Source organism: Alteromonas sp. H02, from assembly GCF_059682525.1.
On sequence record NZ_CM185021.1, the window covers coordinates 1728044 to 1750581 of the forward strand.

Annotated in this window: 19 protein-coding genes; 8 read left to right on the plus strand and 11 right to left on the minus strand. The window is 49.1% G+C overall.

Annotation, left to right across the window (positions count from 1 at the left end; all coding sequences use genetic code 11):
* Positions 1 to 189: 189 nt before the first annotated feature.
* Positions 190 to 4647, plus strand: coding sequence for a PAS domain-containing protein (locus AC566Q_RS07995; RefSeq protein WP_499615535.1), 4458 nt, complete (start codon positions 190 to 192; stop codon positions 4645 to 4647).
* A 271-nt stretch (positions 4648 to 4918) separates the two neighbouring features.
* Here the strand turns inward: AC566Q_RS07995 and AC566Q_RS08000 are convergent, their stop codons facing one another.
* Positions 4919 to 5821, minus strand: a complete 903-nt coding sequence (locus tag AC566Q_RS08000) for a LysR family transcriptional regulator (protein WP_105934440.1) — start codon at positions 5819 to 5821, stop codon at positions 4919 to 4921.
* 158 nt (positions 5822 to 5979) lie between these two features.
* Here AC566Q_RS08000 and AC566Q_RS08005 point away from each other — a divergent pair, with 158 nt between their 5' ends.
* From AC566Q_RS08005 to AC566Q_RS08020, 4 genes are all read left to right on the plus strand, one after another.
* The gene (locus AC566Q_RS08005) at positions 5980 to 7173 is read left to right on the plus strand and encodes an MFS transporter (RefSeq protein ID WP_499615538.1); all 1194 of its coding nucleotides are present in this window, start codon (positions 5980 to 5982) and stop codon (positions 7171 to 7173) included.
* Positions 7174 to 7189: 16 nt separating this feature from the next.
* Positions 7190 to 7651: a cyclophilin-like fold protein gene (locus tag AC566Q_RS08010; protein ID WP_205664759.1), complete on the plus strand. Its 462-nt coding sequence runs from the start codon at positions 7190 to 7192 to the stop codon at positions 7649 to 7651.
* A gap of 373 nt (positions 7652 to 8024) precedes the next feature.
* On the plus strand, positions 8025 to 8237 hold the full coding sequence (gene cspE, locus AC566Q_RS08015; protein WP_105934443.1) for a transcription antiterminator/RNA stability regulator CspE: 213 nt from the start codon (positions 8025 to 8027) through the stop codon (positions 8235 to 8237).
* Positions 8238 to 8356: 119 nt separating this feature from the next.
* A complete protein-coding gene (locus AC566Q_RS08020) occupies positions 8357 to 8524 on the plus strand; it encodes a hypothetical protein (protein WP_170308452.1) in 168 nt (55 codons plus the stop codon).
* On the opposite strand, the gene AC566Q_RS08025 is transcribed toward AC566Q_RS08020, so the two are convergent.
* The 6 genes from AC566Q_RS08025 to AC566Q_RS08050 all read right to left on the minus strand — a co-directional run bounded on the left by AC566Q_RS08025 (position 8521) and on the right by AC566Q_RS08050 (position 14989).
* Positions 8521 to 9597 (minus strand): carbohydrate porin, encoded by a 1077-nt coding sequence (locus AC566Q_RS08025; protein WP_499615541.1) that lies wholly within the window; start codon positions 9595 to 9597, stop codon positions 8521 to 8523. The genes AC566Q_RS08020 and AC566Q_RS08025 overlap by 4 nt on opposite strands.
* A gap of 127 nt (positions 9598 to 9724) precedes the next feature.
* Positions 9725 to 10600: an NAD(+) kinase gene (gene nadK, locus AC566Q_RS08030; RefSeq protein WP_105934445.1), complete on the minus strand. Its 876-nt coding sequence runs from the start codon at positions 10598 to 10600 to the stop codon at positions 9725 to 9727.
* 102 nt (positions 10601 to 10702) lie between these two features.
* Positions 10703 to 11470: a 3-hydroxybutyrate dehydrogenase gene (locus AC566Q_RS08035; RefSeq protein WP_105934446.1), complete on the minus strand. Its 768-nt coding sequence runs from the start codon at positions 11468 to 11470 to the stop codon at positions 10703 to 10705.
* A 12-nt stretch (positions 11471 to 11482) separates the two neighbouring features.
* On the minus strand, positions 11483 to 12481 hold the full coding sequence (locus tag AC566Q_RS08040; protein WP_105934447.1) for an extracellular catalytic domain type 2 short-chain-length polyhydroxyalkanoate depolymerase: 999 nt from the start codon (positions 12479 to 12481) through the stop codon (positions 11483 to 11485).
* Between the two features lie 15 nt (positions 12482 to 12496).
* Positions 12497 to 13684 carry an E22 family MetX-like putative esterase gene (locus tag AC566Q_RS08045; protein ID WP_499615544.1) on the minus strand — a complete coding sequence of 396 codons (1188 nt, stop codon included), beginning with the start codon at positions 13682 to 13684 and terminating at the stop codon, positions 12497 to 12499.
* 9 nt (positions 13685 to 13693) lie between these two features.
* Positions 13694 to 14989: a GntP family permease gene (locus tag AC566Q_RS08050; protein ID WP_499615546.1), complete on the minus strand. Its 1296-nt coding sequence runs from the start codon at positions 14987 to 14989 to the stop codon at positions 13694 to 13696.
* Positions 14990 to 15177: 188 nt separating this feature from the next.
* Between AC566Q_RS08050 and AC566Q_RS08055 the strand changes: the two genes are divergently transcribed.
* Complete coding sequence (locus AC566Q_RS08055; protein ID WP_499615549.1) at positions 15178 to 17490, plus strand: TonB-dependent receptor; 2313 nt, start codon at positions 15178 to 15180, stop codon at positions 17488 to 17490.
* A 127-nt stretch (positions 17491 to 17617) separates the two neighbouring features.
* Complete coding sequence (locus tag AC566Q_RS08060) at positions 17618 to 18262, plus strand: response regulator (protein ID WP_499617414.1); 645 nt, start codon at positions 17618 to 17620, stop codon at positions 18260 to 18262.
* A gap of 53 nt (positions 18263 to 18315) precedes the next feature.
* Here AC566Q_RS08060 and AC566Q_RS08065 read toward each other — a convergent pair whose 3' ends face one another.
* Together AC566Q_RS08065 and AC566Q_RS08070 are read right to left on the minus strand one after the other, a co-directional pair.
* Complete coding sequence (locus AC566Q_RS08065) at positions 18316 to 19155, minus strand: class III extradiol dioxygenase family protein (protein WP_105934451.1); 840 nt, start codon at positions 19153 to 19155, stop codon at positions 18316 to 18318.
* Complete coding sequence (locus tag AC566Q_RS08070) at positions 19148 to 19549, minus strand: protocatechuate 4,5-dioxygenase subunit alpha (RefSeq protein WP_499615552.1); 402 nt, start codon at positions 19547 to 19549, stop codon at positions 19148 to 19150. Before AC566Q_RS08070 ends, AC566Q_RS08065 begins: the two co-directional genes overlap by 8 nt.
* Before the next feature lie 103 nt (positions 19550 to 19652).
* Between AC566Q_RS08070 and AC566Q_RS08075 the strand changes: the two genes are divergently transcribed.
* Positions 19653 to 20519: a helix-turn-helix domain-containing protein gene (locus tag AC566Q_RS08075; RefSeq protein WP_499615555.1), complete on the plus strand. Its 867-nt coding sequence runs from the start codon at positions 19653 to 19655 to the stop codon at positions 20517 to 20519.
* Here the strand turns inward: AC566Q_RS08075 and AC566Q_RS08080 are convergent.
* Both AC566Q_RS08080 and AC566Q_RS08085 read right to left on the minus strand, forming a co-directional pair.
* On the minus strand, positions 20516 to 21454 hold the full coding sequence (locus AC566Q_RS08080; RefSeq protein WP_499615558.1) for a PDR/VanB family oxidoreductase: 939 nt from the start codon (positions 21452 to 21454) through the stop codon (positions 20516 to 20518). The two genes, AC566Q_RS08075 and AC566Q_RS08080, sit on opposite strands and share 4 nt — an antisense overlap.
* Position 21455: 1 nt before the next feature.
* Complete coding sequence (locus tag AC566Q_RS08085) at positions 21456 to 22514, minus strand: aromatic ring-hydroxylating dioxygenase subunit alpha (RefSeq protein ID WP_105934455.1); 1059 nt, start codon at positions 22512 to 22514, stop codon at positions 21456 to 21458.
* Positions 22515 to 22538: the final 24 nt, after the last annotated feature.

Sequence of the window (22538 nt, forward strand, 5' to 3'; positions counted from 1 at the left end):
CGGGTAAATGTCAGGTGACTGAAAATACACGGCTTAATATTTTTCACGTATACAAATTTAAACGTTTTTAAATAATCCTACATAGCAACTTTATAAATCTGACGTATAGTTTAATTTTTACCCTAATCACGTTGTCGAATGTAGATTATGAGCGCTTGTAGCCAGAGAAATTATCTTCAGAACAAGGGATTGTTACTGCTCAGTGCTGTGGCACCCAATGTTTATGCTTTCCCGTCTTCCTTGCAGGCGTTATCGCCGGGCCAGTTTAATCTGCTGGCCTATGCTGCTATTGCCTGCGCAGGCTTGTTGTTACTGGTAATTTTATTTGGCGCTTTCAAGCGTAGCCGACTCAACGCAAAGCTTAATAAAACCAATTCGCTGCTCACTGTGCAGCAGGAGCGCTTAAATGCAGTGAGTGTAGGGGTTATCCTGGTTGATGAAGCACTGACGGTGACTTATGCGAACCGCACGGGGGCATACTTACTTGGCCAGAACGCCGATACCGTGAAAGGCAAAGGGCTGGCAGACTTGCTGCCGGTCGAAGCACAACAATTAATTAGTCAGGCCAGCGGTGCCAGCCGGGAGCTGGCTATTCAGTGTGTGCTTGGTCAGCGGCAGAGGGCATACCGGTTGCGGATTAACCCAGCGCTCAGCCAGGCGGCAGAAGCACAAATGATGATCATTGTTGAGGATGTGCAGAATTACCAGCAGCGTCTGGATGATTCAGCCGCCATGCTTGACCATGTCAGCGGATTATTCGACGGCCAGAGCCTCGGCCTGGCGAAAATTAATCTTGCCGCTCAACAGCTTACAGTTAATGAAAGTTTAGCCGGCTGGCTCGGCATTGAGCCCGGCGAGCTGTCGATGGATGAGTTTATACAACGGGTAGACGCACGCGATCAGCAAATGCTTAGTGGTGCGCTGGAGCGACTGGCGAGCGGCGAAGTGCTTGAGGTGAATACGTCTTTGCTGGCAAAAGATGACAGCCTTATACCGGTAACGTGTTGTGGTGCTCTGGCTGAGCATACCAGTGAGTCTGACTTACCCATTGCGCACATTTCGGTTGCCGATTGCCGGCAGATAACTCGCGCCAAAACAGAGCGGGACGTTGCAATTCAGCGTTTTAATGCAGTGGTTTCCACTGCTACACAACCGGTCTATTTGCTCGATGCTGAGCGTAGATTTGTTGACGCCAACCGGGCATTTCTGAGCCTGTTTAAAACCGACCTGATGTACATTAAAGGGAAACCGGTTAGTGAGCTCAAGCAGTTTGATGAAGGCTTTAAATCACTCCATCAAAACCGTGACAAAATGACGACCAGGCGTCAGGCGCTCAGCGTTGAAAGGGATGACGGGCAACGCCTGTCGCTGCAAGTGGTGTTGCAGGCACTGGCGGGAGAGTCGGGTGCTGCTATGGGGATTATCGAGGATCATACCGAAGTGGAAGCCCTGACCCACGATGTCGCCGAAGCCAAAGACCGTCTGAGTATGTTTACCGATCATTCACCAATGGGTATCGCGGTATTTAATCGCGAAGGTGATATTAAAGAAGTTAACCAAACCCTTTGTCGTCAGTTGGATATGAACAGTCAGCAACTGCTGTCACAGTCATTTTATCAGTTGTTCACGGATAAAGTGGAAACCGAAAAGTTAACTCAGCGGCTGGACAGGCACGATCAGGCACGAGAGTTTCCGGCCCGTTTAAAATGCGGTACCAACAAAACCTTTTCGACAACCCTGCATGCCAACAAAATCAGTGAGATCCCTGAAGAATATGTGTGCTGGATTGGTAGCCGCGAAGAGCAGGATTACCTGAACAGTCGCTTTGAGCGCCTGGTGAAGTATGCAAGTGTGCCGGTAGCACTGCTAACCAATGATTGCTTTACGCAGTTTAACTCTGCCGCCTGTGCTTTCTTTGGTATTCAGGATGAAGAAGAAATGCTTGGACTGCAGTTAACTGCCCCTGAGCTGCATGGCGCCGCAACCAATACAGAAACCCTCAGGCAAAAGCTGGAAACCGTTGGAAGCCGTGGTCAGGTGGTTACCCTGAGCTGGCAACATCAGTATCAGCAGCGCGTATTACCTTGCGAACTCACGCTTATTCCAATTCTGAGAGACGCTAAATTACAGGGCATTATCTGTATCTGGATTGACTTACGTGCCATTGAACAAGCTAAAGCGGCTCGTGCTGAGGCAGTTAAATTACGCGAAGCGGCAGAGCTGGAAGTTGAGGCTAAACAACAGCAACTGGCCAGCAGCCAGCATCAACTGGCGCAACAGCAGGAAGCGCTGGCAGAAACGGAGCAAACTCTGGCGCAGGCCGAACTTAAGTTACAGGATGCCGAAGTCACTCTGTCTGAAAAAATTGAAACTATCTCAGAGCTGCAGCAGGCCCACAAAGATATCAGTGAGCATCTGGCCAGTCTGAAGTCTGATTACACCCAAAACCGTGAAATGCTGGAAGAAAGTCAGCAGGCTAATGCTGCATTAGAGGCGCAGCTCGAACGCTCCAGTATGAAAGTAGGCAGTCTGGAAAAACAACGCAATCAGATAGCCGACGCGCTGCAATACAGCGAGCGTAAATATCGCGAAGCACAACAGCAACTGGAGCAGAGTCAGCAGGAAACATTGCGCTTGGAGCAACAGCAGGCAGAGCAACAAAAAGCGGTCGAAAATTACGTGGCAGAAATCGCCGGTTTACAGGCTTCCATCGAAGATAAAGACAAGCAGATTGGTGATGTCAGCGGTCAGATAGCTGCTTTACAATCACAATTAACCAGTTCCAGTGAGGCATCGGAAAAATTACGCGAGCAACTGGCCAACCAGCGTAAAGCGAGTGAGCAGGCAGAGCTGGAGCGCCGCGAACTGGCGATGGCGTATCAGAAAATGCAGGCTGAAGCCGAGGGCAAAGCTCGCCATATCGACCACTTGCAGCACGAGATGCAGATGCTCGAGACAATGTCTTCCCAGCAGAAAGGCGATATGCAGGCACATGCTGAACAACTGGCAAAAGAGCTCGAGGCCAAACAGTCACAGCTGCAATCTACGCAAACGGCATTGGCTGAAATCAAGCAGCAGGCCGAGCAGGATAAACAGGAAAAAGTTGCCCAGCAGGAACGCCTGGCGCAACTGCAGAATGAACTGGCCGATATTGAGAGCCGTTCGGCCCAGCAGCAGTCGAAGGTGGCAGAAGCGGATGCCCGGCGTAAGGCTGAACATGAAGCATTGCAGCAGGCACTGCAGGCCAAGCAGGCGGAGTTACAGCAAACTGAGCAGATCCTGTCAGAAGCCAAACAACAAACTGAGGCGGAAAAACAGGAAAAAGCCCGTCAGCAGGCTATCTTTGCCAAGCTGCAGGAAGAGCTCAGTGAAATGCAGCAAAAATCCACTCAGCAACAGCAGGCTATCCAGCAAAGCGAGCAAAAATGGCAGGCAGAGCAGCAAACTCTGGCTAACGAACTGGCCGCCAAGCAGGCTAAACTGGTAGCGGCAGAAGCGGAGCTGGATAACCGTCATAAACAGATGGAAGCCGAAAAACTCGAGCGCGAATCACAGCAAAACAAGCTGGAACAGCTGAAGTCGGAAATGGCTGATGTCGCCCAGCGCGCAGCTAAGCAAAAAGAAATGATGCTGGGTAGTGATGAGCAGTGGCGTAAGCATCACGAAGAAATTGAAGCGCAGAAACAACAGTTACAGCAAGCTCTTGAAGAAGCGCAGAGTCAAAACTCCGCGATGCAAAACAAGCTGCAGTCAAGTATGAATGAACTGGCTGACGCCGAAGAAAAGGTTTCTTTAACCCAAAGCGAAGAACAGAAACTCCAGCAGGAACTGAACCGCTCCAAAGAGCAGGCGCAGGCATTAGAGGCAAAGTTAGCCCAGCAGGAAGAGCAGGAAGCGAAACTTCAGGCGCAGGTGCAGGAGCAGCAGTCAGCCCTGAAATCGAGCCAGAGCAGTATCGAGCAGCTTGAGGAGCAGCAGCAATTGCTTACCGAACAATTGGCAACGGTCCAGCGTGAATACGCGGCGTCCCAACAGTCGTTAACCCAGCAGAATTCGTCACAATCCGATCTACATGCACAGCTCAGCTCGCTGGAAGGTGAACTCAGTGAACGAAAATCACAGCTCGAAAGTCGTGAGAAGGCGTTACAACAGGCTCAGGAGAAACTCAAAGACAGCGAGTCCAAACTGGCGGAGCAGGAAAAAGCACTGGTAGAAGCACAGAAGGTTGAATTGCAGCAAGCCCAGGAAGCCACTGTGCAGGTACGCGAAAAACCCGACTTTGCCGACCTGGCGATGCCGCCGGATCCCAATACCTGGTTCGATTTGCTGTATTATCTGCAAAGCAGCCATCAGGTAAGCTCAATGGCGACATCGCTAACCAGTCTGATGGATAAGCTCGCAGAGGCTACGCGGATTATGGATGAGGCCGTGATGGCCGACGACCACCGGGCCATACTTATGGGTGCCCGGCGATTAATCAGTGTGATCAGCACTATTAATTCGGCGCCTTTAAAAGACATGGAGTCGCGTTTAAGCGCAGACTGCAACCATGACAATATTGATAATATTTCTATTTACTGGCCGATGGCCAAGCAGAATCTGCAGCGCACCCTGAGAGTGATCTATTCTCACTTATACGATGAGTAGACTGGAACGTTAAAGCTTAATGTACCTGGCCGGGCTGGGCGACTACCCGGCGCCAGCCACTACACTCAATCACTAATCGATGTGGTAGGGGAGAGTGTTTATGGTTGCTTTGAATACCCCGTTTACATTGTCGTCAGGGGCCGGGTATTTAGTCCTGTTAGTTGCGGTTTAAGCAGATTTGTTGCGAGGTTTGTTCCCTACCGGATAACGACGGTGGGTGTGTTGTTACCATCTTAAAAAAATGCCGTTACGAAACCGGGTGAAAACGTGTTTAATCTGTCTCATGCTGGTATCGAAAGGCGTCGACAAAGGCTTTGAATGCAGGTGAATTTTGACGCCTGTTCGGGTAATAAAGATGAAAGCCGGGAAAATAATTACTCCAATCGGTGAGTACTTTTATAAGTTTTCCTTGTGCGACATAAGGTTCTGCCAATGGCTCTGGCACATACGCCAGACCAATGCCGTCAACAGCGGCATTCAGTACATGCATGGTACTGTTAAATACCAGCTGACCTTGCCCCCTGACGGTGAATTCTTTACCGTTTTCCTCAAATTCCCAGGCGTAAATATTACCATTGGGCTTGTGGCGGATGTCGATGCAATCGTATGAGGTAAGTTCATAAGGCGTCTGAGGCATCCCGTTTGCTTGCAGATAAGCCGGTGAGCCAACAACCACTAAGCGAATTTCAGGGCCTACAGGGATGGCTATCATATCCTGGCTGATTGCCTCACCCAGTCTGATGCCTGCATCAAATCGTTCTGTCACCACATTGGAAAAACCGTAGTCAACATAAAACTCAACGGTAATGTCTGGATAGGATCTGAGAAACTTATTCAGTTTCGGTCTTATACATAATTCTATTTGATCATCGGTACATGAAATTCTGAGAGTGCCGGCAGGTGTATCCCGCAATTCACCCAACGCATCGACTTCCTGATTAATGCGCTGAAATAAGGGCTGAAGTGACGTTATCAGGCGTTCTCCGGCCTCCGTGGGAGACACATTTCGGGTGGTTCGCGCCAGTAACCTCAGGCCTAAACGCTCCTCAAGTCCACGCATTTTATGACTAAGCGCCGAGGCGGATAAACCCAGCTTCGCTGCCGCCTTTACGAAGCTTCCAGCCTCGGCGATGGCAAGGAAGACCTGTAAATCATCAAGCTTATTTATCGTCACTAATGAATTATCCTCAGCAGTTCATTGAGATTAAGACTATTAATTAAATTATGTGTCTGTGTCAACATAACTGCCTCTAAACCCATTCCTGCACGGTCAATGCTGCCAGCAAAGCGTTTATACCGTGGAGGGTGATTAATCATCAAAGAAAGCCGTTTATGAATACGCAACAAAACACACTGACAACAGAGACGCCCGAAGCCTACTGGAGCGGCGTTTTTGCTATGACCATCTGTGTCTTTACCTTGATCGCCTCTGAATTTATGCCGGTTAGTCTGCTTACGCCAATCGCTGACACACTGCAGATCACCAACGGTATGGCCGGCCAGGGCATTGCCATTTCCGGCGCATTTGCGGTAGTGACCAGCCTGTTTATTTCATCACTGACTGCCAATGTGAACCGAAAAGCATTGTTGCTTTTACTTACCGTTATCATGGGCATTTCCGGGGCCATTATCGGATTAGCCGCTAATTACACCATGTATATGATTGGCAGGGCGTTGATCGGGGTTGTTATTGGTGGGTTCTGGTCAATGTCGGCAGCCATAGCCATGCGGCTTGTACCACAAGATAAGGTGTCAAAAGCACTGGCCGTTTTTAACAGTGGTAACGCACTTGCTGTGGTAATTGCTGCGCCACTGGGCGCTTACCTTGGCGAGCTGATAGGCTGGCGTGGTGCGTTTCTAAGCCTTATCCCTATTGCTGTGATCACCTTTATCTGGCAGTCACTGAGCCTGCCATCCATGCCGCCGGTAGCCAAGGAACAGGAGGCAGCGGGTATATTTGCCGTGTTTACGCAATTAAAGCGAAAAGTCGTTGTGGTTGGCATGCTGGCCGTCGGCTTGTTTTTTCTGGGGCAGTTCAGCCTCTATACTTATATCCGGCCTTTCCTGGAAACGGTAATCGGTGTAGAGGTAACCACCTTATCACTGCTGCTGATGTTTATCGGCATTATGGGTTTTGTCGGCACCATGGTGATAAACATACCGCTTAAGCATGCTTTTTATCCGACTCTTATCTTAATGCCGGTGATCCTTGCCCTTATTGCGCTTAGCCTCACGCTGTTTGGAAATCTCTTTGCTGCGGTTGTTATGCTGCTTGGCGTGTGGGGGCTCGTTGCCACCGCAGCGCCTGTGGGTTGGTGGGCCTGGGTGCCAAAAACGTTCCCCAATGATGCCGAAGCCGGTGGTGGGTTGATGGTTGCCATTATCCAGCTCTCGATTGCGCTCGGCTTAACGCTTGGCGGGGTGCTATATGATCTGGAAGGCTACATGACCACCTTTGCTGCCAGCGCCCTGATTTTGCTGGTCGCTTCGACACTTGCCGTATGGACAGCCCGGCTGTCTCGTTAACAAAGGAAAAGGCAATATGGCAACTTTCTCCCGAATTATCGCGGGTAATGCGTGCTGGATAACAGGACTCTGCCTGTTTATTAGTTTTACCGCCAATTGCGGTACATCACCAGGGAGAACCCCCATGCTGATTATTAATGTGGGTGAGCATACGCTTACCGCCGATTTTACCGATAATTCCTCGGCCGCTGCGCTAAGGAAAAAGTTACAGCAGGGGGCTATGACTATTGAAATGCGCGATTACGCCAACATGGAAAAGGTAGGAGATTTAGGGTTTAGTTTACCGCGTAACGATGAACAGATAGCGGCTCAACCCGGTGATATTATTCTCTATCTCGGCAATTCCCTGGTTATTTACTACGACAATAACAGTTGGAGTTTAACGCGCTTAGCGCGCGTTAATAACGTTTCGGCAAGTGAACTCAAATCAATTTTGGCAGGCCCCCGGTTGTCAGTCACTCTGTCACTGAGTGAATAACCTGCTGCATTGTGTGGGCTGAACCATACTATAAACCAGGCCATTGCTTAAAATGTGGGGAGTTTTTGTTCAGTGAGCTTTTAAGGGCTGTGGCTTTCATTGCTACAATGGAATGCAGCAGGGGGCGTACCATTACTGGCAAAATAATAAAAAATAAACCGCTTTACTTGCCTGCGGGATTAGCGTACCTTGGCTGGGCTTTAGAAAGTTAAAGCTTTATCCCTTACTGCATTATGCGTCTCTTTTTCTGCTTTTTATTCAATTAAGTCGAACTTGTATTTACATTTGCTTTACTGGTAAATGTTTTCTTCGTATCTATAGCTTCACCGATGGCACGCCATCGCACTTAATATTTAATAAAAAGGTTTCAATTATGTCTGATCCTGTAAACGGCGTAGTAAAGTGGTTCAATGACGATAAAGGTTTTGGTTTTTTAACACCTAATGACGGCGGCAAAGACGTTTTCGTTCATTTCCGTTCTATCGCTTCTGAAGGCTTTAAGTCACTGGCAGAAGGCCAGCAAGTTCAATTTATTATTGAACAGGGCCAGAAAGGCCCACAAGCATCTAATGTGGTTGCATTATAAAGCTTACGATTTTAAGGGCTGGTAATAACCAGCCTTTTACTTCACTAACTCTCTTTTTCTGATCGACCACCCGCCATTCAGATCTGCTTTTTCCAATAATTAAAAAAATAAGACACGCTATGATTCAAACAACTAATGGTTTACGTATTAATGTAAAACCACCTATATCCAATATTTCTGTGAACAAATTCAACGTTGCTTTTGAAGACCGTCACAATAAAAAATATGTGCCGCTGCAAAGCGCCATGGAAGCCAGAAAGTTTGTTGCCTGGTTGCAGACGATTTAGTCAAAACTCCAGCTAAAACGTAAGCCCAAAACGACGGCGTCATCCGCATCACGGGCGGCACCCGGGGAGCCAATCCATTGCAAACTGGGCTGAACAGTCAGGCCTTTATTTAACGTTACAGCATAGGTGAGTTCCAGGGCGGTTTCATCGCTACCATACTCCTCAGACCTTACGTTCGAGGTTCGGGCGTGAGCAATGGCGAGGCCGAACTTCTCGTCGCCAACGCCCCACAATTCACCGCTTACCTGCAGACCAACAGAATAAAACTCATCGAAAAAATTAAACTTGCTGGCGCCAACGCCGGCCCGACCAAACACGGTGATCTGATGATCTGAAGGTAATGGTTTAAAGCGGTGTTCGGTGCGCAAATATAAACCGTTATTTTTGCCCCGGCTGGCGCCGGCATTTTGTAGCACTACGGAGTCATCATTATAGCCCCACCATCCGGCCAGCAATTTACTCTGTGCTGACACGTAAGCATATTCCGTTACAACCATCAGGTTGATGCGTTTCTCTTCCTGGGAGGCGGTATGATAATAAAAAAAAGGGTCGCCGGGCTCGCCATCAGCGACAGCAAATTGCACTGAATGCTTACCGCGCTGATAAGCAAACCTGGCGGTTAAACCGGGTTGCGGGTAAGTGCTCGGGCCATTGGGACCGCTGATACCAAATACGGAGCCCATGCCAAAAGCACTGTGTACAAACAGGTTGGCACTATCGAGCACGTCAAAGTAGTAATTTATGTCGTATACGCCGATTAACCACGACCAGGATTCAGTTTGGTAGCCTGCGGCTAACATACCAATGTGAAGACCGGCCTCGTTGGCCTCAATGTTACTCACTCCTTGTTCGTCGCCAACGATGTTGGAGATCGACTGGTTGTCAGTTAACCACAATTCACTATGCAAGGAAAAACCGAATTCACTATGCAAGGAAAAACCGAATTCAGTTTGATAACGGATGCCAAAACTGGCGAAGTACAGCAGGGCTTCTGAACGTTGTCTGCCACCATGTGTGTTAGCAAAAGAATCAACAGTCACTTCGGTGTATATATCAGGTAGGCTATCCGACAAATCCATACAGTTTGAGTAGTTTAATTACATTAAAAGTCAGCGGTACAAAAATACATCACATATCGTCAGGTTAGCGTAAATGCAGCCACACTGTACAGATACACTTTGGACTAATATACGAAAAGTGCTAAAACAGTTTGCTGCCCCAACCGAGCTTTTTCCGCAGTACATTAAAATAGCTGTAACCGGCAGGGTGCACCAACGACAGCCTGTCGTTGCTTTTTCTGACCCGAATTTCGTCACCGGGCAGGGCCGGGAGGACAATATGGCTGTCGCAACTAACCTGTACGCTGTCTACATTGGCTTTGGAAACCCGCATGGAAATGGTGCTGTTAGCGTCAACCACAATGGGCCGGCTACTTAAGGTATGCGGAAACATGGGCACCAGCGTTAGTGCATCAAGGTGTGGCATTAAAATGGGGCCGCCACCAGATAAGGAATAGGCTGTGGAACCTGTGGGAGTTGCTACAATCAGCCCGTCTGAACGTTGACTAAACACAAACTGATCGTCAATAAACACTTCAAACTCGGTCATGTGGGCAACTTTGCCGTGGTGCAGCACCACTTCGTTAACCGCCGAGTTGTTACTTTTTAGCTGCTCGTGGCGATACACTTCTACTTCCAGCAGAAAGCGTTGCTCAACCATGGTTTCACCGTTATAGATAAGATCCATTTGCTGAACCACTTCATCCGGATGGATATCGGTAAGAAAACCCAGGTTACCGCGGTTAACGCCTACTACGTGAATATTAAAGCGGGAGAGTACGCGAGCAGCACCAAGCATATTGCCATCGCCGCCAACCACTACTGCAAGGTCGGCCTGCTTACCAATAGAGACAAGGTCGCAAACGGTGAAGTCATCGCCATCCATTTCCTGGGCGACGCTTTCTTCAACAAGAATGGTGCATTGTTTGGCGCGAAGATAATCCGCTAATGCATTGAGGCTTACATGGGCACCTTCGTGGGCCGCTTTACCGATTAATCCAACGGTGTTGTATGGCATGTTGTTCGTCTTCCCCACTTCCTGAGGCGACATTACCATAACCTTATGCGCAAAATAAAGCAGGAGGCGATATTAAGCATCTCCTGCTCATATGGCCGGGGTTTATCTGGCGGTCCAGCCACCGTCTAAAATCATGGTTTGGCCGGTAATGTTGCGGGCAGCACTGCTCATTAAAAAGGCCGCTGTTTCGCCCAGTTCTTCCAGACTGATGAATTGCTTTTTCGGCATTGGCTCAAGCATAATTTTATTCACCACTTCTTCTTCGCTGATGCCGTTTTCCTTAGCCTGTGAAGCGATCTGTTTTTCTACCAGAGGCGTTTTCACATAAGCCGGACACACCGTATTAATAGTGATGTTGGCGTCACCGGTCTCTAGCGCAATGGTTTTCGAAAAGCCCAGTAACCCGTGTTTTGCCGCGACATAAGCCGACTTGAACGGGGAGGCAACGACTGAATGAATAGAGCCAATATTAATAATCCGGCCGAAGTCTCTTTCGCGCATACCAGGCATAAACGCCTGAGTAAGTAACGCCGGGCCAACCAGCATAATATTGATCAGCATTTGCCACTTTTCTGGTGGGAAGTCTTCAATTTTAGACACGTGCTGAATACCGGCATTATTAACCAGAATATCGACTGGCGTATCTTTGAGTTTGGCGGGCAGGGCGCCTACCTGTTCTGCGTTGGTGACGTCAACTTCAACAGGGAGTGCCTTAATGTTTTTGTCGGCCAGTTTCTGACAAGCTTCAGCGGCGGCGTCGGCGTTGATGTCGGCTACCAGAATGGTGTGTCCCTGAGCGCCTAGAAATTCGGCAATACCATAACCAATACCACTGGCACCACCGGTAATAAAAATATTGTAAGATGACATAGAAAATAATCCTTAGCGTGTGGCTAGAAAATCAATAAAAGCATTTACCGCTTTAATTTGCGGCCCTTCACTGGTTGCGTAGGCGTCTGACGTATACCCCCACCAATCCCAACATCCCTGCGGATTCATTGGCATGATTAACGATTTTCGGGTTTGCGGGTAAATCACTACTAACTGGTTGTCATCGGCCCAACGGTTAAGACCGGTCTGTTCTATATAAGCCATATCAACGGCTTGGGCATACTGATTACAACCATGGAAACTCACATGTACGCGGCAGGCTTCGCCATTACTGCATGATGCCGGGATATAAGCGTAACCTTTGTCGGCCAGCGTGCTGGCATCATCGCCGGCAATTTCCTGTTGATCAAAGGAAATTACTTCACCTTCTAATACGTCATCAGGGGTATTTAGTTCACCTAACAGCGCAGTGAGCAATTCGCCAGCGGCATCATACTCACATTTACCGATATAAGGCGAAGCGGAGTCCAGACAGCTGCCACCGGCATCGACGGTGGGAAACACGTGAGAAAAGGGTTTGTCGTTAACATAGGTCAGCTGTTCAGCCGGTACCCACTGTTGGTACTGTTGATACAAGGCGTCGCTTACGGCTGAGTTGACCCGCGTATCGGCAGTACCGTGCAGCAACCATACTTTGTCGTCTTTTAAATTAGCCAGCGGTGGAATTTTACCGGACTCTTCCCAGCTTTTGGCCTGCGCACTCAGTGCCTTAACATCCAGCGGTGAATTCACTTTATCAACACACTGACCAAGGGCTACGGCAATATCGTTTTGTGCACAGTAATAGGGGCCTGATGCCAGCATTGCCGCACCGGTCACTTTATCGCTGTTGGCCAGATGAAACTGGGTGGCCATAAAGCCGCCAGAGGATAACCCTGACACGGTAATCGCGTCGGTATCAAGCTGTAAGCTGCTTTCCTGCTGAGCGATACTGCCTTGCGCGAAAGCGACAAGGCCGAAGCCCAAAGCCGTTTTTAAGGTTGTCTTCATTAATTAATGTCCCTGTTAATACTTTAAAAATGCTTCAATCGCATCGGCTTTTTGTTTGATGCTCACTACGCCATCGAAATGACCAAGACTGCCGCTGAGCTCTTCATAGCGACTGTCTTTACCCCGCTTTTGTAAAGCTTCGTGGGCTTTTTGCGCCATGTAAGGCATTAATAGTAAATCATTTGAAGCCGGCAAGAATAAGGTTTTTGCTTTCACAGACTGCATGGTTTGCGCCAGTGAGTCGCCGTTGCCGGCAAGAAACAGCTGACAGGCGCGCACCAGATACAGTAAATGATTGGCATCCATTTTTTCCGCTCTTGAGCGGGCACGATTAGTTAACCAGGTAACAATACTGTGCGATTTGCGAATACTGCTCAATGGCCCGGTTTCCAGCGGGTGATAATTGAGCTTCTCACCTTGCTGATTAAAGTACAGTGGGTGCAGCGCTTGTTGGGTAATTAACATCAGTGCAGCAGCAAGGCCATCTACAGGTGGTTCGCTGTCGTAATAGTTGCCGTCCTGCCAGTTCTTATCGAGTCGAATAGGAATGGCCCATTGCTCTAAAGCCGCTGTGGTCCAGGCGTCGCTGTCACCGGTGCCAATTACTGATATCATGCGTGGCACCCAGTCGGGGTAACTGGCTGCCCATTCAAGCGCCTGCATGGATCCCATGGATGGCCCGATAACAGCGTGCAGTTTACTTATCCCCAAACTTTCTAGCACCGCTTTTTGCACATTAACAAAATCTTTAATGGTGACTACCGGAAAATCGAGGCCGTAAGGCTTCCCGGTGTCGGGGTTAATACTGGCCGGGCCGGTGGTGATCACATTAGGAGCGTTGGCGTTGAGATTGGCGAGGCTATCCACGCTGATGACAAAATACTGGCCAGTATCGATGGCTTTGCCCGGGCCGATAATCGCATCCCAATAGCCCGGCGCTGCGTCATCGGGATGATATTTACCGGCAGCGTGGGAGTTGGCGGAGAAATAATGGGTGATCAGAATCACATTATCTTTGGCCTGATTAAGTTTGCCGTAGCTTTCCCAGCCTACTTGCAGCGACTTAATTGTTCGCCCGCCAACAGTTGTGTATGAAGGCATGCTAAAGCGTTCTTTGCTGGTGAGTAACACTTCTTCAGCTGCTGTAGTTACTGCTGGCAGGGCCAACAGTAGTGCGCAGCATAATAAGAATATCCGTGCCATGGTATCTCCTTAAAACAAACTAAACAGCGCGATAGCCATTGCTAAACCGATGAGCGGCACCACAACGGTTAACGCTGCCACAGAACCATAGGCGGCTTTGTGCGTTTCATGACAAATTGCCCGAATAGTGGTCACAACGTAACCATTATGCGGCAAAGAGTCCAGTGCGCCGGAGGAGATGGCGACAATACGGTGTAATTCTTCGGGTTCAACGCCGCGGTCGATATAGTGCTGACCGATTAATGGCAATACAATGGCCTGGCCACCCGAGGCAGAACCGGTTAACCCGGCAATGACGCTCACCGCCACGGCGGCGCCGATAAGTTCGTTACCGGGCAGGTTGGCCATGACCTCTACCGTAGCCTGAAAAGCTTCGGTGTTTTTGGCGATCGAGCCAAACCCTACTACTGCTGCGGTATTACCAATAGCCACCAGTGCCCCGGTGGTTCCGGTATTAACGGCTTTAGAGAGGTCGTGGAAATACTGAAAGTTAATCAGCATAAGGGTTAAAACACCACCGGATAGCGCCACGATAAGGGCCAACTGAGCCAGTGATTCGTGTAGCCAGAAGCTAAGTACCAGCACCACTACCAAAGGCAAAACGCCGGTTAACGGATGAGGTAAATCACGTACCGGTACTTTAGGATCGGAGGCCCGTTCCTCAAATTTTTCACCCTTAGCAATAGCTTTACCTATCATGCGCTTAAGCCACCAATAGCCAAAGCATGCCATGAAGATTGCCACCACCAGACTGACCTCCCAGCCAGCAAAAGGCGAGGTGCCAAGGTATTTAATCGGGATCCAGTTCTGAATTTCCGGTGACCCGGCTGAGGTCATGGTAAATGTTACCGAGCCAAATGCCATGGTGGCCGGAATAAAGCGGCGCGGCAAATTGGCGTCTTTAAACAGGCTGAGTGCCATGGGGTACACTGAGAAAGCGACCACAAACAAACTCACGCCGCCGTAGGTTAAGATGGCACAGGCCAGTACCACCGCCACAACCGCGTGTTTGAAACCCAGTTTTCCTACTATCCAGCGGGCGACAGAATCTGCCGCACCGGTATCTTCCATGAATTTGCCAAATATCGCCCCCAGTAAGAACATAAAAAACCAGGCAGAAATAAACCCTGCGAAACCACTCATATAAGTGGTGACGAAATTTGCATCGCCGGTAAACAGGGGAAGGCCACTTGTTAGTGCCACAATTAACGCACACACCGGCGCTGCAATGAATAAATTCATGCCGCGTATAGTGAGTACGATAAGCAGTCCCAGTCCACCAACCAGTCCGAGTAAACTCAACATAATGTTACTTTCCTTTGATTGAAATCTGTGACCGCAGACTCTTCATCAGTGCTGCAAAGTGTGGCCCGCATTAACAAATCTGCCCATAGTACGATGGTACTAGTTACGAAATTGTTAAAAATCTCTACAGTTAACTCGACCGCGTTCTTCAGAAAGATTTTTTGATTTACTAAAACAAGGGACACCCTATGAAACACACATTCGGTAATAAAATAAATTTTAGCCGTACACTCTGCGCTACGGCGGTAACGCTGGCCTGCTTAGGCTCACAAGCCGCTTTTGCACAGGATGCTGAAGACGGAATCGAAAAAGGTAAACTGGAGAAAATCGAAGTTACGGCGCGTAAAACGGTTGAGAGCCTGCAGGAAGTTCCGGTTGCTATCACCTCGCTGGGCGCTGTTGAACTTGGTAATAAAGGGATCAGTGTTTTAACAGAAGTGCAACAATTCTCGCCTAACACCACGCTGCAAACCAGCCGTGGTACCAACTCCACATTGACCGCCTTTATCCGTGGTCTGGGCCAGCAGGATCCGCTGTGGGGTTATGAGCCAGGCGTTGGTATTTATATTGACGACGTTTATGTTGCCCGTCCTCAGGGTGCGGTGCTTGACTTACTTGACGTACAGCGTATTGAAGTTTTGCGTGGGCCACAGGGCACTCTGTATGGTAAAAACACCATCGGTGGTGCGGTAAAATATGTTACCAAAGATATGGTGGGTGACCCCACCTTCAATATCGAAGGGACAGTTGGTAACTATGGACGTAAAGACGTAAAAGTGACCGGTCAGTATCCACTTGTGGAAGATAAGGTTTATCTGGGGTTTGGTTACGCCAACCTGAACCGTGATGGTTACGGTGAATTCCTGCAAAGTGCGCTGGAAGGTCAGGACCGTGAAAACTACAACAAAGATCTGTGGGCGGCCCGTTTAACCCTGGAAGCGCACATCACCGACGATTTATTCTTCCGTCTGGGGTGGGACAAAACCGAAGATACCTCAAATGCCAAAGGCGGTTATCGCCTGTTACCCAGTATCTTAACCGATGCGCCTGTACCGGATTCAATTTATGATTCCTACACCAGTCTGCCGACCTGGAATAAAGTAGAGCTTGAGGGCTACAGCTGGTTGATGCGTTATGATGTGTCAGACAATCTGGAACTGAAATACATTGGCTCACATCGTGAAAGTTATTCACCAACCAACATTGATTTCGATAATACCGCGCTGGACATTTTTGATGTGCCGGCCATTTATGAAGATGAAAACGATACCCATGAATTACAAGCCAACTACCTGGGCGATAATTTTACGCTGGTAAGTGGTGTTTACTACTACGATGGTGAGTCATGTGGCCAGTTTGAAGCGATTTTAGGCTTCCTTGGCCGTGCAGCCTTTGGCACGCCGGGTCTTACCCGTGAAGTTTCAGGTTGTAACAACAGTGAAAGTGTTGCGGTATATGGTCAGTTAAACTACGACATCACCGATAAGCTGTCGGTTTCTGTTGGTGCCCGTTACACCGATGAGGAAAAGCAGGCTATTGTATTCAATGGTCTGGTGTTTGAAAACGTTTACCCTGAATCTGGTTGGATCCCCGGTTATGTGCGGCCAGACGGTCAACTAGTGCCTCAGGTGCTGGGTGAAGATTCCGATGGCGATGGCGTATTGGATTCGCCGGGTACTCTGGGAATTGAGAGCTGGTCGCGTTTTACCCCGCGTGTTGGGGTGGAGTATCAGATGTCCAGAGACACCATGTTCTTCGCCAGTTATTCGCAGGGTTTTAAATCAGGTACCTTTAACCCGCGTGCCAGCATCAGCGAACCTGGGGTAAATCCCGAAGTGGTAGATTCCTACGAAATTGGTATGAAAAGCGATGTCACCGACAGCTTTAGGGCTAATGTCACGTTATTCGCTTATGACCATGAAGATCGCCAGTACATTGGTATTGAGCCAGGCGGAGATAGTGCGGCAGACCTGCAGCAGCGTTTACGTAATGCATCAGCGACGGCCGCAAAAGGTGCTGAAGTGGAGCTGACGTACGTTGCGACAGATAACCTGACGTTATCGGCCGCTTATGGTTACATTGACTTTGAAATCAAAGAAAACAATGCGGTTCCACCACTGATTGGGTTGGCCAGCACGCCGGAGAACACACTTAACCTGGCCGCTAATTATGCGCTGGATACCAGTGTCGGTTATTTCAACTTTAACGCTAACTATTACTACCGTGATGACTACCTGCTGTTTGAAACCAGCGACCTGATCGCTCAGGATGCTTACGGTATGGTGAATGTCAGCGTGAACTGGGAAAGCATTGAAGGTGACTGGTACGGCGGTATTCATGCGAAAAACCTCACCGATGAAGAATATCTGGTGGGCGGCTATGATTTCGTTGAACGTAACGAAGACGGTAGCTATGGTCCTGGTACAGGGGGCGATACAACGCTTATCGGCTACTACGGTGACCCAATGACTATCCAGTTAACGGTTGGCTATCGTTTCTAATCAGGCAATGCCCGATTAACAATAAAATGGAAACGGCCAGCCTTTGCTGGCCGTTTTGTTCTTAACAGTATGATTTTGCGGTACACTTAACTTTATGAATAACGTTATGCTGAGTCAGGTAGAAGTTTTGGATACGCGTATTTTAATTGCCGATGATCACCCGCTGTTTCGCGCCGCCATGCGCCAGGCAATGGTGGACATCGTGGGTCACAACATAACTGAAGTGGCCTCATTTTCTGAAGCTTACAGCGTCATCGAAGCTGATGACTCACTGGAACTGGTGTTTCTGGATTTAAATATGCCGGGTAACGAGGGCCTTACCGGTTTAACTACACTGCGTACCCAGTTTCCGGGCGTGCTGGTGGTTATAGTGTCGGCAGAAGAAGACCCGGTATTAATTCGCAAGGCTATTGATTTAGGCGCCAGTGGCTATATTCCGAAGTCCACCCCGCTGGCTGAAATTGCCGAAGCGGTTAACCATGTGCTCGATGGCGAGCAATGGCTACCGGAGAACATCAACGAAGCCATTGAAGCGCTGGAGAATCAGCAGGATAAAGCGTTTGCAGATAAACTGGCGCAATTAACGCCCCATCAGTTTAAGGTACTGCGGATGATGGCCGATGGGTTGTTAAACAAACAAATTGCCTATGAGCTGGAAATTTCTGAATCCACGGTTAAGCAGCATGCGTCGGCTGTGTTGCGTAAGCTTGAGGTGATCAACCGCACTCAGGCAGGGGTGTTGTTTAAACAAATGATGAACATGGAAGAATGAAGCCGGGTGTCACCGGCCGCCAACAGTTGCACGGCCAGTGACGGGGCACCCGATTACTGATTATCCAGCACTAGTACGCCGGCACCAGTATTGGAAATAGGCGCATGGTAATGTTTGTGCAACACCGCAGCGTCGTCTTTCAGCGCACCGCGCATCACCAGCCACATAATGGTTTCGATTCCTTCACTGCCAGCACGGCGAATTATTTCGGCATTACTGAACTGAGTCATCCACTCAGGCTCAGTGGCAATCTTATCCATGCATTCCAAATCGAATTCAACGTCGATAATCCCGGCACGCTCGCCCTGTAACTGATGGGACATGCCGCCAGTACCCAGAATAACTACCCGGGTATCTTCCGGATAAGACTCAAGGGCTTTGCCCAGCGCCCGGCCCAACTTTAAACATCGTGCTGCCGAGGGCACCGGATGCTGTACCGTATTCACTGCCAGCGGAATGGCTTTTACCGGCCAGTCTACGTGATCGCCGAACAACGCCCGGATAGGATTAACAAAACCGTGATCGACTTTCATTTCCTGGCAGGTACAAATGTCAAATTCCTGTTCAACCAGTGATTGCGCGATATGCCAGGACAGTTTCGCATCGCCGGTAAACGGTGCCGTTGGTTTTAATCCCCAACCTTCGTCGGCGTTCTCGTAGATGTCGGCACAACCTAAGGCAAAGGTTGGCATCTTATCTAAAAAGAAATTGAGGCCATGGTCGTTATAAACCACGATAACCAAATCAGGCTTAACTTCTTTTAACCAGTCTTTGGCTGGTTCATAGCCGTCGAAAAAACGTTTCCAGTAAGGCTCCTGAGTGAGCCCCTGTGAAATTGCATTGCCCACCGCGGGAATGTGTGAGCTGGTGATCCCGCCAATAATTTTAGCCATTCCAGTAGTCTCCTCGTTTCGCCAGTATGTCACTCAGCCCGTTGCCTTTATCGAGCAGACGTTGCTGGAATTCTTCGGTACTAATGCCCTGAAAGGCGGCGCCGGCGTCCTGCACCGACACGCCTCGGGGAATACACATTTTGGCCAGGAAATAGATATTGGCGCCCATCCGCAGAAGACCCAGAAAGTCCTGTGCTAAAACAGCCTCTTTGTATTCACCAGTTACGCCCATTTTGTCGCAATAGGCGGCCGGGTCGGCGTCAAATTCTGCCCGACAGGCTTCATCGTTAAAGGTATACAGCAATTTGTTGATTGCATAAGCGGGATGCGCCCGCTGACCATCGAACACGTAAGTGCCGGGAATGTCATCGTAGTCCTGTTTTTGCCAGTTCATATGAGCCCCTGATTAAGTTGATAATTGTATTTTATGTAGATATTCTGGCTTTATAAGGGTTAAATTAGTTATTTTATGGTTAATTTTGTAGATTGTAATAAAAATGTTGGGTAATCTGGAGTTTGTTGATCTTTACGGGGAAAAAGGCAGCTTCTGGCATCAGACCTTTTTATATTGTGAGCCGCTTACGCAGCGTAGCGAGCAACACGAATGGAAAATTCATCCCCATCGTCACCAGCACATCACGCAAATCTTTGTGCTCACTGAGGGCGGTGTGGATGTACAGTTTGATGACGAACATCACCGGATTACGGCGCCGGCATTGTTGTATATTCCGGATGGCGTAATGCATGGTTTTGACTGGCAGTCGCATTCTCAGGGCACGGTATTATCAGTAGCTTCGCCCATGCTGCGTCAGGTAGAGCAAAATATCGGAGAATCAGTCGAAGCGCTGGCTGGTGCCTTTGTGCTGGCCGTTAAAGATATCTATCTTTGTCCGTTACAGGCCATTTGCGGCGCAATACAGCAGGAAGCCAATGCCTCCTCGATGCATCAGGGGAGCATGCTTCAGGCCTTGTTGCAGCAATTGCTCATTTTAATGCACCGTATGCAACCTGCCCGCACTGAAGAAGGGAGTCTGAGTAAACCGGAACGCAAACTAAGACAGTTTCAACACCTTATCCGCCTGCATTTCACTACTCAGCACAAAGTGGCCTGGTATGCCGCAAAAATTGGTGTAAGCCAGGCCCATCTCAACCAAATATGCCAACAGTATTTTCAGTCTAATGCGCTGGCGCTGATCCATAATGTACTCATCAGCGAGGCAAAACGTTATCTGATTTTCAGCGATACGGCGGTAGCCGGCATTGCAGAGCGACTGGGATTTAACGAACCGGGTTATTTCAATAAGTTCTTTAAGCGGCATACGGAGCTAAGCCCCGCAGCCTATCGTCGCCAGAGTCAGGGTTAGAGATCCAGAATGAGGCGCGGCGTTTTAGCCCGGGAGCAGCACACGGCAACCCGGTCCATTTGTGCCTTTTCCTTATCGTTCAGAAACACGTCTTTGTGATCGGCCTCGCCACCGAGTAGCGGGGTGATACAGGTGCCACAAACCCCTTCTTCACAAGAGACAGGCACAAAGAAGCCGTTGTCTTCGAGTGCTTCCAACATGGACTCATCCTTAGCAACACTAACTATCTGCCCGGTGCTGGCAATTTCCAGTTCAAAGCTGCCGTCATTGGAATGATCAATGGGCTCTGCGGTAAAGAATTCACGATGTAATCGTGCAGAGTCGATACCTTGCCGGGCCGACAGACTAAGAACGTCGTTAATAAAACCATTCGGGCCGCAAACAAAAATATCGCTGTCGGCCGGGGCTGCTTTGAGCAGCGCATCAATATTCAGGCGGACCCCCTGAGTCGCTTTATCGTGAACATGAACGTTTGCCAGCAAAGTGTATTGGTCACTGAGCAAATTATCAGACCCGTTGGCGACAGCATAGTACAGGCTAAATGGTCTGTTGCCAGCCAGGCACGCTTCAATCATGGGGATAAACGGCGTGATCCCGATACCCGCAGCCAGAAACAGGCAGGGGTTTTCTCCTTCCGTCAGTGGAAAGTGATTACGCGGTTCACTGATGGTCAGTTCCGCACCGCATTGCAGTGACTCATGAATATAGCGGGAGCCGCCTTTACCCTGTTCTTCCAATTGCACGGCAATCTGATAATGCTGGGCATCGAGTGCACCACACAGAGAATACTGGCGAATCATATCTCCTGGCAAAAATACATCGATATGGGCGCCGGGTGCCCAATCTGGCAGCGGCTCACCGGTGCTTGAGGTCAGCGTGAGCTTGCAGACTCGAGGAGTAAGACTCTCTTTGCCCGAAACAATAACCTGTAACATATTATGACTCTCCGTTGCTTGCAGCAGATTTTTCTTTTTTCATGGTCCGCTCAATCAACCGTCGAGCCTGCACGCCTCCTGCATCAATATCGAGTTTGAGGATCTGACGGTCAGGAAAACGGTCAAGGTTTTGTTGCTGACGCTCAAGGATTTCAAGGTCTTCAGCAAATATTTTACCCTGGCCTTCCCGGATGGTAGCGGTTAATGCGTCATCATTCGCTTTGAAATTTCTTGCCATACCCCAGAAATACCACATTGTGCCGTCGGTCTCTGGTGTAATAAAGTCAACCACGACACTGTTAGCCTTCTGATCGGCGGGTGCGTCGTACCCGCCCTTACCGGCCAGAGCCACACCTACTTCAATCATAACGTGACTGGGTAAATCGAACCGACAGATCTGCCAGCGATCGACGGGTTGGTCGGTGGGTAGTCCGTTGGCACTGAGGCCATTTTGCCAGAATGGAGGCGGCAGGATATTTTCCATAAACCGGCTGGTGACCACCTGGCCATTTTCCATAGTGGTTTTTACCGGGGTTTCATCGATTTCTTTCTGGCCAATAGAGCTGGCATGCACATAGGTTTCGTGGGTCAGATCCATTAGGTTATCAATCATCAGGCGGTAATCGCATTTTATGTAGTAAATACCCCCACCATAAGCCCAATTTGGATCCAATGCCCAGTTGAGTTCAGGGATTAAACCTTCATCCGCCGCGTCTTTATCGCCCGGCCACACCCAGATAAAACCATAGCGCTCAACCACCGGTACCGGCTTAATACAAGGAAAGTTTTCAACCCGTTGGCTGGGCATACTGCGGGTTTTACCGTCAGCGCCCATCTGCAGGCCATGATAACCGCAAACCAGGTTGTCTCCTTCTACATAGCCCAGTGATAACGGGGCACCACGATGAGGGCAAAAATCTTCAACTGCCTGAATTTGTTGTTTGCTGTCGCGGAAAAAAGCAATCTGAATATTGCATACAGTACGGCCAAGTGGTTGGGTTGCGTTAATCTCGTCACTGGTGGCTGCGACGTACCAAGCATTGCGAATAAAATGACTCATAAGTAGCATTCCTTTTTCAAATAA